An 11,842-nucleotide genomic window follows, 5' to 3' on the forward strand; every position below is an offset into this window, starting at 1 on the left:
GATCCTGCGCCGGATCAGCCGCTTTTCTGCCAGACGCCATCGGGGCGGCGGCAGGCGGTGCCATAATTCTGCTCGTCGCGCCCGTCGCGGGTCGCCACGGTGCGATAATCCCGGCAATAGAGGCCGTCGCGCTCGAAGGTGGCGAGTGGCGTCAGGGCATAGGCCGGACCATCCAGTCCGGCATGATCGGCGCCATACCAGCGCACCGTCAGACGATCCGGGGCATATTCCAGGATGCGGCCGACGCAGCCCAGATCGACGGCATCCATGCCGCGGCCAACTGGACTGTCACGCAGCAGCGCGCCCTGGTAGGTCAGCGGGCTGCCGGCGGCAACGGGCTGTACCGGGTTTTGCGCCGGTGATGCGCCACGCTGGGTCATGGCGCGCTGGCTGGCGATGTCGCGGGCGACCAAACGGCGGTCGCAGGTGCCGCGCTCGATTCCATAGGTGGCCGAATAAACGGCATAGGGGGCGCGGAAAACGCCTGGTGCCCGCAGTTGCATGCCGGCGACAACAAGCGGGTCATGGGGTAGCGGATCAGCCATCGCTGCCCCGGATAACACCGAGGCAACGATGGCAGCGGCCAGGCCGAGGGTGGGTCGGCGACCAGGCCACGGCGCGACAGTGGAGGGGGTGCTCCACTGTGGGGTTGAGGCAGGCATGACGCGCCGCTCCGCTAAACCGTAAAACCGTTAAGCTCCTACTTCTTCTTGCTCTTCTCGGACTCGTGATAGAGCAGGCCGCCGGCGGTACCGGCTGCCGCGCCAATCAGGGCGCCAGTCACCGTGCTGCCGGTCACCGCGCCGATCACCGCGCCGCCCGCCGCGCCCAACGCGCCGCCTGACAGGGCCCGCTGCTGCTGGTCGTTCATGCCGTTGCAACCTGCCGCGACCAGGCCGACCAGGGCGAGGGCTGAAAGCCGGGTTGCGATCCGGGCGGTGGCCGGATGAGTGGTCGGGGTCATCGTCATGGGTGCCTCCTTCTGGCAGGACGGCTCCGTTCCGGTCATGCCCGCCACCCGGGGAAAGCCGGGCGGCGAAGTCTGGGAAGGCCGGGAGGGCCGTTATTCGCAGTGAAGATTGGCGATCCCGAAGTATTCAGCAACGGGTATTTGGGAAGGCCCCGGTTTTATTGCACAGGTCACAAGTATATCCCAGCTGCATCACAAGATTATCACAGGAATTACTATTGAGTTTACAGGTTTAATCCTTGTAGTTGTTTTCGCGGAATTCAGGAAACGAGCATCTCGTGTCTTTCCCCGTCACCGCGGCTTGCGTATCGTCCCGGACATGCCGATTCGCATCCGCCATCCATTCACTGCGGTTTTTATCGTGACCCTACCGGTCATGCTGGCAGCCTGTGACATGCTGTCTCCGGGGCCGCGGATCACGGCGCCGCCGCCTGTGCCTGTGCCTTCCGAACCAGCGCCGGGACCAGAGGCGAAGCCGGTCGCGCGGCCGGCGCCGCTGCCAACCCGCAAGCCGGCGCCACAGGCACAGCCGACAGCGCAGCCCGCGCCGCAAGTCGTACCGGTGTCGCCGATCACGATCATCGGCCTCAATCGCGATGAACTGCAGCGCCATTTCGGCATGCCGGTGGCGGAGCGCGAAGCGGCGCCGGCGCGGGTCCTGGAATTCGGCAATGGCGATTGCCGCCTGGCGGCCTATCTGTATTTCGACACGGCCCGCAACGATTTCTATACCCTGCAATACGAGGTGAATGGCGCGGCGCCGGCCGGTCCCGCCGCCGAGCAATGCCTGTCCAGGATAGCCCGCGATGCCGAGCGCCGCTGAAACCCTGCTGATCGCCGTGGTCGACGACGATGCGCTGTTCCGCGACACCGTATCGGCCAACCTGCGCGAGGCCGGTTATCGCGCCATCACCTTCGATGGCGGCGCCGCCGCGCTGGACTGGTTTGCCCAGGGCAACCGCGCCGCCGCGATGCTGCTCGACTGGCAGATGCCGGAACAGGATGGGCCGGCCACGCTGGAACAGCTGCGCGCCGCCGGCCATGCCCTGCCGGTCATTTTCCTCACCGGTCTCAACCAGCCGATTTTCGAGGAAAAGGGCCTCAAGCTCGGCGCGGTGGATTTCGTCGACAAGGCCAAGAGCTTCGCCATCATCCTGCAGCGCCTGCGCATCGCCCTGGCGGCCAAGGCGCCGGCGGCCGGCGATGCCCCGGTGCCGGTGGGCGGCGGCGGGCTGCTGCTGGACGTTGCCAGCGCGCGCGTGGCCTGGAATGGCGCCCAGGTCGAACTGACCCACGGCGAATTCAAGGTGGTGCAACTGCTGGCCCAGCGGGTCGGCCGCGATGTCGGCTATCGCGAGATTTACGATGTCGTGCGCGGCGTCGGCTTCGAGGCCGGCCAGGGCCCCGATGGCTATCGCGCCAATGTGCGGGCGATGGTGAAGCGCATCCGGCAGAAATTCCGCGACCTCGATCCGGACTTCGATGCCATCGAAACCTATCCCGGCTTCGGTTATCGCTGGCGCCATGGCTGAAGCAGGCCGCAGGCTGCACCGCATCTGGCGCTCGCTGACCTTCCGCGCCCTCATCGTCCTTGCGCTGTTCATCGCCCTGCCGGCGATTCTCTACATCACCTTCCGCCAGGCCGATCTGGACCGTCAGAGCCTGCTGCTGGAAAGCATCCGCGTCAAAGGGCTGACGGTCGGCCGCGTGCTGGAGGAGCGGCTGCAGCGTGCCGACCAGATCCCGCTGTTCCGGCTGGGCGAGGAGCTGGCCCGTTTCCAGACCGACGGCGTCAGCCTGCGCCTGCTGTTCCGCCCGCATGAGGGGCCGGCCGATGCGGGTTTCCTCTACGTGGCCTCGGCGCCTCCGGTGATGCCGTCCGATCTGGAATACGAAAAGCAGCATCTCGCCGATGCCGGCGTCCTGGCCCAGCTTGAGCGCTCCTGCAGCGGCGACCTGCCGCTGGCCCTGCGGGTTGATCGCGCCGGCGGACAGGCCGAGCTGATCACCTCGATCACGCCGGTGCGCACGGCGCGCGGCTGCTGGGCCCTGGTGATTTCCAGCGACCTGGCCGCTTCGGCGGAACAGCGCCTCGGCAAGCCATACTGGCAGGCGCCGGAGGTGCAGATCGCCGCCGCGATCTATCTGATCTTCGCCGCCATCGTGCTGGTGATCGCCTTTGATCTCAGCCGCGGCCTGCTGCGTTTCGCCGCGACGGCGCGCGCCGTCGCCGAGCGCCGCATCGAAGGCCGGTTCGCCCAGCGCAACCGCATCCCCGAGCTGGAGCCGGTGGCCAATGCCTTCGACCGCATGGAGGATTCGCTGCGCTCGACCGCCAGCGAGCTGCGCCTCGCAGCAGAGGAAAGCGTGCATGCCTTCAAGACGCCGCTGGGCACGATCAGGCAGGCCATCGTGCCGCTGCGCAGCCGCGTCGCCGGCGACGACCAGCGCAGCCAGCAGGCCCTGATGGCCATTGATGGCGCGCTGGAGCGGCTCGACAGTCTGGTGCGCGCCACCCGCCATCTGGACGATGCCGTGGCCGACCGTCTCGATCCGCCGCGTGAGCGCGTTGACCTGGCGGCCCTGATCGAGGATGTGGCGGATGTCCATGCTTCCGATGCCACGGCCCGCAATGTCACGCTGCGCGTCGCGGCCGACATGGAGGCCAGCGCCCCGCTCGGCGGCCGGCTGATCGCCGCGGCGCTGGACCAGGTGATCGAGAATGCCCTCAGCTACGCCCCGGCCGGCAGCGTGGTGACGGTGACCCTGCATCGTGGCACAAGGCGCGTGCTGATCGTCGTGGCCGATAACGGGCCAGGCGTCGATCCCGTCCTGCTGCCGCATATCTTCGATCGCCACGTCTCGTTCCGCGACCGCAGCCGCCATGATGGTGCGCTGCCCAATTTCGGCCTCGGGCTGTGGCTGGCGAAACGCAACATGGAAGCGGTCGGCGGCACCATCGAGGCAGCGAACCGCCCGGGCGGCGGCTTCATCGTCACGCTGGGCCTGCCGCTCGGCTGAGCGGCTTACAGCACTAGGCTGTCCTGCTGATAGCGGCGCCAGGCGAATGCCAGCAGGCCAAGGCCGACCAGCAACGCAGCGGCGCCGATCACCCAGGTGGCCGCCACCGCCACCGCATTCGGAAAAAACAGCAGCAGGATGCCGACCGCGACCAGCAGCATGCCGCCCTTGCTGATCGGCCAGTCGGGACCAACCTGACGGCGCATGCGCAGGCTGCCGGCGATGGCCATGATGCCGAACAGGATAATCCAGGCCGCCAGCAGGTAGATCAGCAGCGTGACGGCGGCCTCTGGCCACAGCACGCAGACCAGGCCCAGCAGCAGGCTGCCGATTCCGGTCAGCATCAGCAGGCCGCGGGTCGGATCGGTGCTGGCGCGCCGCAGGGCCAGCATCAGGGTGATGGTGCCGTCCACCAGCGCATAGGCGCCGAAGATGATGACCAGCAGGGCCAGGCTGACGCCGGGCCAGAAAATCGCGATCAGGCCGAACAGCAGGGCGGCGATGCCGCGCAGCACGATCAGCCACCACAGCCGGCGCGGCATCGGGGCGAGGCTGCCCGGCGGCATGCGTTCAACCATCGGTTTTCCTTCGCTCTGTCATTCGGTCGGGCAGACAGTATAACGCCATGCTCTCCGATTGTCGCCTGCGGCCCGACGCGCTAGGCTGGAGCCATGACCGATCTGACCACTTTCATCGCCGGCTTGCCCAAGGCCGAACTGCATGTCCATATCGAAGGCAGCTTCGAGCCCGAGCTGATGTATGCGCTGGCCCAGCGCAACCGCATCGCCTTCCGTTATGCCTCGGTCGACGAGCTGCGCGCCGCCTACCGCTTTGGCAACCTGCAGGATTTCCTTGATCTGTATTACCAGGGCATGGGCGTGCTGCGGACTGAGCAGGATTTTTACGATCTCGCCATGGCCTACCTGCGCCGCGCGGCAGGGCAGGCTGTACGGCATGCGGAAATCTTCTTCGATCCGCAGGGCCATACCGATCGCGGCGTGGCGTTCAAAACCGTGATCGACGGCCTGTGGCATGCGCTGGAGGATGCCCGGCGCGAACTGGGCCTGAGCGCCAGCCTGATCCTGTGTTTCCTGCGGCATCTGGATGAAGAGAGCGCCTTAAAGACCCTTGAGGAGGCGCTGCCGTGGCGCGACCGTTTCATCGGCGTCGGCCTCGATTCTTCCGAGAAGGGTCATCCGCCGGCGAAATTCCAGCGTGTCTTCGCGAAGGCTCGCTCGCTCGGCCTGCATGCCGTGGCCCATGCCGGCGAGGAAGGACCGCCGGAATACGTATGGGAAGCGCTTGACCTGCTGAAGGTCGAGCGCATCGATCATGGCAACCGCGCGTTGGAGGATGCCGGGCTCACCGCGCGGCTGGCGGCCGAGCGGATGCCGCTCACCGTCTGTCCGCTGTCGAACCTCAAGCTCTGCGTCGTGCATGACATGAAAGATCATCCGCTGCGCCGCATGCTGCAGGCGGGGCTGATGGCGACGCTGAATTCCGACGACCCGGCCTATTTCGGCGGCTATGTGAACGAGAATTACATCGCGGTGCAGCAGGCGCTGGGCTTGAGTCGCGACGAGGTCGTGACGCTGGCGGGGAACGGCTTCCGCGCCGCCTTCCTGGATGATGCCGCGAAGCAGCGCCATCTTGCGGCGCTTGAACGATACTGCGCCACCGCCGTTTAGCGGTTCATTCGAATTCCATTTCCTGGAAGACCTGCATGGCGTTGCGGCGGGCGATCTGGTCGGCGACCCGCAGTCCCATGAACGGCGCCTGGTCGATCAGGGCGGCCTGCTGCAAATCACCGCCCCGTTCGATCAGGGCGCCGATGGCGCGCCGCAGGAAGATCAGATAGTCGTAAGTCTGCGCCGTTGCCTGCGCCAGCGAAACAGGCGGGCCGTGGCCGGGCACGACGATGGCGGGCCGCAGGGCGGCCATCGCCTCGAAAGCGCTGATCCAGCGCCCGGCATGGGATTGCGGACCAACGCCGAGCATGCGCTCGACATAGACGATGTCGCCGCCGAAAACGATTTTGTGCTGCGGCAGCCAGACGAAGCTGTCACCCGGCGTATGCGCCGGGCCGGCATGGCGCAGCGCCAGCGTCACGCCGCCGATCGTCAGGTCAAGCGCCGCGTCGAAGACGCGATCCGCATGCACCGGTTTCGTGGCATCGGCGGCGGCGGCGCCGACCAGCTCACGGATGCCCTGCAATTGCATGGCGGCGCGCTGTTTCTGATCCGCGACGGCGGCGGCCGAGGCGACGATCTCGGCGCCTTTGGCCTTGAAATGGGCATTGCCCAGCCAGCGATGGTCCTGTCCGCCGGTATTGATCACCAGCACGACCGGCTTGTCGGTCAGCCCGCGCAGCAGGGTTTCCAGGGCTGCGGCGCCGGGCTGGCTGCCGCCCGAATCGATCAGCACGATTCCCGTCGTGGTGACGATGGCGCCGAATGTGGCGTTGTTGCCGAGGTTGGCCGGGCTGCGCTGATCCAGTTCGCCGATGATGGCATAGATGCCGTCGCCAACCGGTTGCAGGCGCAGATCGGCAGACATGGCCGGCGCATGCAGAAGCAGGGCGCCAGCCCATGCCGCCATGCCGGCGATGCGCTGCCAGGGTTTCATTGCGCGGGTGTCTCGGACGCGGCGGCGGGTTCGCTGCGCCGGCGTATGGTGCCTTCCAGTTTTGTCGCTGCTGCCACGGTGTTGGAAATCGTGCCGTATTTCCGGACGTTCTGGTGCAGCAGCTCGAGCCGGCGGTCGGGCTCGTCGGTATCGATAATTAGCTCGTAATCGATGGAGATCATCTTCGGCGGACTGTCCTGGCGCAGGCCGTGCAGCCGGACCTCGACGCCGCGCAATTCAAATTTCAGCATCGGCATGACTCGCTCGATACCCTTGATCATGCAGGCCGCGATGGCGGCAAGGAACAATTCAGCCGGATTGAAGGCGTCGCGGCGGCCTGTCATGGCGGTGTCGAGCGTGATCTCGGCGTCCTTGCAGGCGGCGCGGCTGCCCAGCGCGTCGATGCGGTTTGCGGTTACCCGGTATTCCAGCATGTGCGAGCCTTTCCGGCGCGGCGGCGATTGTGGCGCTTCATGGCCTGCAGTCTGACAACTGAACGGCTCACGGGCCTTGATGTCGATCAAGTGGCCGGCCGGGTCTTGCCGGCTGCCACCACCAGCCAGTCGCGGAAGGCGCGCAGGGCCGGGTCGTTGCGGCGCGCTTCAGGATAGAACAGGCAATAAGCCTGCTTGCTGTGCAGCAATTCGGGAAACGGCGCCACCAGGCTGCCGTCGCGCAGCTCCTGCTCGACCAGAAAACGCGGCACGATGGCTGCGCCCAGGCCGACCACGGCGGCCTGCGCCACCATGGCGAACTGGCCGTAACGCGGCCCCAGAGGCACCGGCGGGCAGGCCACGCCGACCAGCGCGAACCAGTCGGCCCAGGCCGAGGGTCGCGTCGATTGCTGGATCAGCGGAATCCGGAACAGGTCTTCCGGCTTTTTGATGCGCTGGCCCGCCAGCAGCTTCTTGGACAGCACCGGGATCAGGTCTTCCTCGATCAGCTTGTCGACCACGGCGCCGGGCCAGACCGGGTCGCCGAACGAGATCGCGGCATCCAGCGGCTCGGCGGCGAAGTCGAAGCTTTCGATGCGTGTCGGCAGGTTGATGGTGATTTGCGGGTGCTTGGCGGCGAAATCGGGCAGGCGCGGAATCAGCCAGCGCGTGCCGAAGGTGGGCAGGGTTGCGATGTTCAGCGTGGCATTGCCGCCGCGCGCGGCCATGGTGTTGACCGTGGCGGTGCCGATGCGACCCAGGGCTTCCTGCAATTCGCGCGCATAGGCGGCGCCCGCCGGCGTGAGCACCACGCGCTGGCGGATGCGTTCGAACAGCGTGAGGCCAAGAATTTCCTCCAGCAGCTGCACGCGCCGGCTGATCGCCGCCTGGCTGACATTCAGCTCCTTCGAAGCGGCGGTGAAGCTTTCATGTCTCGCTGCGGCCTCGAAGGCCATCAGGGCGGAAAGCGGCGGCAGGAAGCGGCGCGACAGGGCCAAGGTGATAACCTCCGATTATCAAGTAATAGCGAGAATTCGTTTGCCTGCCAATCGCCGGTCTGACAGCTTGCCGGGCCAGACGGTGGGGCCAAGGCCCTCCGCAGAAACATAAAGACCATCCGTCCGAGGACATCGCCATGAACGCGCAAGCCCCTGCCGCCAAAGCCGTTTTCAAGTGGGAAGACCCCTTCAACCTGGAAGCGGAGCTGACCGAGGACGAGCGCCTGATCCGCGATACCGCCCGCGAATACTGCCAGAACAAGCTGCTGCCGCGCGTGAAGGAGGCCTTCCGCGAGGAAAAGACCGATCCGGCGATCTTCCGCGAGATGGGTGAGCTGGGCCTGCTCGGTTCGATGATCGAGGGTTACGGCTGCGCCGGCGCGTCCTACGTCGCCTATGGCCTGGTCGCCCGCGAGGTCGAGGCGGTCGATTCCGGCTATCGCTCGATGATGAGCGTGCAGTCCAGCCTGGTGATGTATCCGATCTATGCCTATGGCACCGAGGCGCAGCGCGAGAAATACCTGCCCAAGCTGGCCTCGGGCGAATGGATCGGCTGCTTCGGCCTGACCGAGCCCGATCACGGTTCCGATCCGGGCGGCATGAAGACGCGGGCGAAGAAGGTGCCCGGCGGCTATGAGCTGACCGGGTCCAAGATGTGGATTTCCAACTCGCCGCTCGCCACCGTGTTCGTGGTCTGGGCCAAGACCGAGGATGGCGTGATCCGCGGCTTCGTGCTCGAGAAGGGCATGAAGGGCCTCTCGGCGCCGAAGATCAATGGCAAGCTCAGCCTGCGCGCCTCGATCACCGGCGAGATCGTCATGGACGCCGTGTTCGTGCCGGACGAGAACCTGCTGCCGAACGTGCAGGGCCTGAAGGGCCCGTTCGGCTGCCTGAACAGCGCGCGTTACGGCATCGCCTGGGGCGCCATGGGCGCGGCCGAGGCCTGCTGGCACCAGGCGCGCCAGTATGTGCTGGACCGCAAGCAGTTCAACCGCCCGCTGGCCGCCAACCAGATCATCCAGCTCAAGTTGGCCAACATGCAGACCGAGATCGCGCTGGGCCTCAATGCCGCCCTGCGGGTCGGCCGCCTGCGCGACCAGGGCCTGGCGACGCCGGAGATGATCTCGCTGATCAAGCGCAACAATTGCGGCAAGGCGCTCGACATCGCCCGCATGGCGCGCGACATGCACGGCGGCAACGGCATCCACGAGGATTATCATGTGATGCGCCACCTGGTGAATCTGGAGACGGTGAACACCTACGAGGGCACGCATGACGTCCATGCGCTGATCCTCGGCCGCGCCCAGACCGGCATCCAGGCCTTCTACTAAGTCCGTCGTCACGGTTGGAAACGGAGGCGCCGGCATGCGCGCGCTGGACGATATCCTCGTGCTCGACCTGAGCCGCGTGCTGGCCGGGCCCTGGTGCACCCAGAACCTGGCCGATCTCGGCGCTACCGTGATCAAGGTGGAAAAGCCAGGCGAGGGCGACGACACGCGCAAATGGGGTCCGGTCTTCCTGAAGGACCCCGCCACCGGCGCCCGCGCCGACGCCGCCTATTACCTGGCGGCCAATCGCGGCAAACGCTCGATCACCGTCGACATGGCCACGCCCGAGGGCCAGCAGATCCTGCGCGACCTCGCTGCGAAGGCCGACGTGGTGGTGGAGAATTACAAGCTCGGCGGTTTGAAGAAATACGGGCTGGATTACGACAGCCTGGCCAAGATCAATCCGCGTCTGGTCTATTGCTCGATCACCGGCTTCGGCCAGACCGGGCCCTATGCGCCGCGCCCCGGCTATGACTTCATCATCCAGGGCATGGGCGGCCTGATGAGTGTGACCGGCGAGAAGGACGACCTGCCCGGCGGCGGGCCGCAGAAGGCCGGCGTGGCGCTGGTCGACGTGATGACCGGGCTGTATGCCACCATTGCCATCCTAGGCGCGCTGAACCAGCGCCATCGCTCCGGCCGGGGCCAGTATATCGACATGGCCTTGCTGGATGTGTCGGTCGCCACCCTGGCCAACCAGGCGACCTATTACCTGGTGGGCGGCGAGGCGCCGGTGCGCATGGGCAACGGCCATGCCGCCATCGTGCCCTACCAGAGTTTCCCGACCTCCGACGGCCATGTGATCATCGCGGTCGGCAACGATGGCCAGTTCGCCAAGCTGGCCGACGAGCTCGGCCATCCGGAATGGAAAACCGATCCGCGTTTCGCCACCAATATCGAGCGGCTGAATAACCGCGCGCTGGTGGTCGGCGCCATCGAGGCCGAGACGAGGCGGCGCAGCATGGACGACCTGATCGCGGCGCTGGAAAAACGCGCCGTGCCCTGCGGGCCGATCAATACGGTGGACCGGGTTTTCGCCGACCCGCATGTGCAGGCGCGCGGCCTGCAGAAGAGCGTGCCGCATGCCCAGCAGGGCCATGTGCCCAGCGTGGCCAGCCCGCTGCGCCTCTCCGACTCGGCCGTCGTCTATGACCGCGGCCCGCCTTTGCTGGGCGAGCATACCGGCGAGGTGCTGGCCGAGCAGCTTGGCTTCGACGCCGCGAGGCTGGAAGCCCTGCGTAAAGCCAAGGTTATCTGACTGGCGTGATCTGACTCACAGCTTCAGGCGGTAGCCGAGGTTCTCCTCGGTCACCAGCCGTTTCGGCTGGTCCGGGTTGTCTTCCAGCTTCTGGCGCAGGCGCCAAATCAGCACCCGCAGGGTGGCGCGCGACTGCTCGTCGTCGCGCTGCCAGAGTTCACGCGTGATGTCGTCGAACAGCACGATCTGCCCGGCATAGTCGAACAACAGGCCGACCAGGCGGTTTTCCATCGCGGTCAGGCGGATGGCGTTGGTCTTGTGCCAGATTTGCGCGCGGTTGCGGTCGATGCGGAAATCGCCCAGCTCGTCGTGGTTGCCGCCCGGATTGGCGCGGCGCAGCACGGCGCGTACGCGCGCCACCAGCTCGGCCACGTCGAAGGGCTTGGTGATATAGTCGTCGGCGCCATTGGAAAGCGCCTCGACCTTCGCATTGCGGTCTTCCTCGCCGGACACCACGATGATCGGCACGCGCGAACGCTTGCGCACGGCGGCCAGCACGTCCTCGCCGCGCATCTTCGGCATGCTCAGGTCGAGTAGCATGAGGTGGATCGGATAACTGTCCAGCGCGGCCAGCGCGGCATCGCCATCGGCGGCCTCGCCGACGCGGTGGCCGGCGGCCTCTAGGATGCCGCGCATGGTCTGCCGCATCGAAGCCGCGTCTTCGACAATCAGGATGTATTCGCCGGTCGGCATAACGTCGCTTCCCCGTCTTTCCTGACAGGGTATTACGTCAGGTCGCGCCGTAAGTAATGTAGACGTACTGCTACGTTACCGGATTTTTATCTGTCTGCTGCCGAATTCCGGGTTGGATTACAGATTTGTAATCCGGGGCCGGCGCTGTTGCCGGGCGGGCATGTTTCCGCGCGGCATTTGTCACGGGAGCGGGCGGGAACAACTGCCGTAGCAGACTGTTTGGCATGTGTCGCTGCCATGGCAGCAAGGACTTCGACCAGCCCAGCTTGAACCAGCCAGGAAAGGATGCCCCATGCCCGAGATCACCGCCCTGTTGCGCCATGAACATGACGAAGCCCTCACGCTTGCCGACCGGCTCTGCCAAGAGGAAGACAACGCCAAGGCGCGACGCGAGACATTCCACCAGCTCAAGGAGGCCCTCACGCTCCATTCCCGGGCGGAGGAAGCGGTCGTCTACGATGCCCTGAAAGACTGCAAGGACGACGAGGAAGCCGTGAAGATGGGCCATGAAGGCT

The 11,842-nt window shown here is 66.2% G+C and carries 14 protein-coding genes; 7 read left to right on the forward strand and 7 right to left on the reverse strand.

Annotated features, from left to right (window positions below; genetic code table 11):
- Positions 1 to 14 precede the first annotated feature (14 nt).
- Both Q1J79_RS12190 and Q1J79_RS12195 read right to left on the reverse strand, forming a co-directional pair.
- Positions 15 to 545, reverse strand: a complete 531-nt coding sequence (locus Q1J79_RS12190; RefSeq protein WP_300300655.1) for a hypothetical protein — start codon at positions 543 to 545, stop codon at positions 15 to 17.
- 155 nt (positions 546 to 700) lie between these two features.
- Positions 701 to 970 (reverse strand): glycine zipper family protein, encoded by a 270-nt coding sequence (locus Q1J79_RS12195; protein ID WP_300300658.1) that lies wholly within the window; start codon positions 968 to 970, stop codon positions 701 to 703.
- A 109-nt stretch (positions 971 to 1,079) separates the two neighbouring features.
- Here Q1J79_RS12195 and Q1J79_RS12200 point away from each other — a divergent pair, with 109 nt between their 5' ends.
- From Q1J79_RS12200 to Q1J79_RS12210, 3 genes are read left to right on the forward strand one after another with little or no spacing between them, the layout of a single operon-like run.
- Entirely contained in the window at positions 1,080 to 1,793 is a 714-nt protein-coding gene (locus Q1J79_RS12200; RefSeq protein ID WP_300300661.1) for a hypothetical protein, read from the forward strand.
- The gene (locus Q1J79_RS12205; protein ID WP_300300663.1) at positions 1,777 to 2,502 is read left to right on the forward strand and encodes a response regulator transcription factor; all 726 of its coding nucleotides are present in this window, start codon (positions 1,777 to 1,779) and stop codon (positions 2,500 to 2,502) included. The genes Q1J79_RS12200 and Q1J79_RS12205 overlap by 17 nt, the downstream gene beginning before the upstream one ends.
- A complete protein-coding gene (locus tag Q1J79_RS12210; protein ID WP_300300665.1) occupies positions 2,495 to 3,991 on the forward strand; it encodes an ATP-binding protein in 1,497 nt (498 codons plus the stop codon). Before Q1J79_RS12205 ends, Q1J79_RS12210 begins: the two co-directional genes overlap by 8 nt.
- 5 nt (positions 3,992 to 3,996) lie before the next feature.
- Here the strand turns inward: Q1J79_RS12210 and Q1J79_RS12215 are convergent, their stop codons facing one another.
- Positions 3,997 to 4,569, reverse strand: coding sequence for an HdeD family acid-resistance protein (locus Q1J79_RS12215; RefSeq protein ID WP_300300667.1), 573 nt, complete (start codon positions 4,567 to 4,569; stop codon positions 3,997 to 3,999).
- A gap of 93 nt (positions 4,570 to 4,662) precedes the next feature.
- Between Q1J79_RS12215 and Q1J79_RS12220 the strand changes: the two genes are divergently transcribed.
- Complete coding sequence (locus Q1J79_RS12220; RefSeq protein ID WP_300300668.1) at positions 4,663 to 5,679, forward strand: adenosine deaminase; 1,017 nt, start codon at positions 4,663 to 4,665, stop codon at positions 5,677 to 5,679.
- A gap of 4 nt (positions 5,680 to 5,683) precedes the next feature.
- Here Q1J79_RS12220 and Q1J79_RS12225 read toward each other — a convergent pair whose 3' ends face one another.
- The 3 genes from Q1J79_RS12225 to Q1J79_RS12235 form a co-directional block, all read right to left on the reverse strand.
- Complete coding sequence (locus Q1J79_RS12225; protein ID WP_300300671.1) at positions 5,684 to 6,616, reverse strand: MBL fold metallo-hydrolase; 933 nt, start codon at positions 6,614 to 6,616, stop codon at positions 5,684 to 5,686.
- Complete coding sequence (locus Q1J79_RS12230; protein WP_300300674.1) at positions 6,613 to 7,050, reverse strand: OsmC family protein; 438 nt, start codon at positions 7,048 to 7,050, stop codon at positions 6,613 to 6,615. Before Q1J79_RS12230 ends, Q1J79_RS12225 begins: the two co-directional genes overlap by 4 nt.
- An 86-nt stretch (positions 7,051 to 7,136) precedes the next feature.
- Positions 7,137 to 8,048: a LysR substrate-binding domain-containing protein gene (locus Q1J79_RS12235; RefSeq protein WP_300300677.1), complete on the reverse strand. Its 912-nt coding sequence runs from the start codon at positions 8,046 to 8,048 to the stop codon at positions 7,137 to 7,139.
- Positions 8,049 to 8,185: 137 nt separating this feature from the next.
- On the opposite strand from Q1J79_RS12235, the gene Q1J79_RS12240 reads away from it, so the two are divergent.
- Together Q1J79_RS12240 and Q1J79_RS12245 are read left to right on the forward strand one after the other, a co-directional pair.
- Positions 8,186 to 9,379: an acyl-CoA dehydrogenase gene (locus tag Q1J79_RS12240; protein WP_300300680.1), complete on the forward strand. Its 1,194-nt coding sequence runs from the start codon at positions 8,186 to 8,188 to the stop codon at positions 9,377 to 9,379.
- Positions 9,380 to 9,413: 34 nt separating this feature from the next.
- The gene (locus Q1J79_RS12245; RefSeq protein ID WP_300300682.1) at positions 9,414 to 10,634 is read left to right on the forward strand and encodes a CaiB/BaiF CoA-transferase family protein; all 1,221 of its coding nucleotides are present in this window, start codon (positions 9,414 to 9,416) and stop codon (positions 10,632 to 10,634) included.
- Positions 10,635 to 10,649: 15 nt separating this feature from the next.
- Here the strand turns inward: Q1J79_RS12245 and Q1J79_RS12250 are convergent, their stop codons facing one another.
- A complete protein-coding gene (locus tag Q1J79_RS12250) occupies positions 10,650 to 11,327 on the reverse strand; it encodes a response regulator transcription factor (protein WP_300300685.1) in 678 nt (225 codons plus the stop codon).
- A gap of 292 nt (positions 11,328 to 11,619) precedes the next feature.
- Between Q1J79_RS12250 and Q1J79_RS12255 the strand changes: the two genes are divergently transcribed.
- On the forward strand, positions 11,620 to 11,842 hold a 223-nt coding region (locus tag Q1J79_RS12255; protein WP_300300688.1), incomplete at its 3' end, for a hemerythrin domain-containing protein.

It is taken from the genome of Ferrovibrio sp., from assembly GCF_029255545.1.
Taxonomy (GTDB): domain Bacteria; phylum Pseudomonadota; class Alphaproteobacteria; order Ferrovibrionales; family Ferrovibrionaceae; genus Ferrovibrio.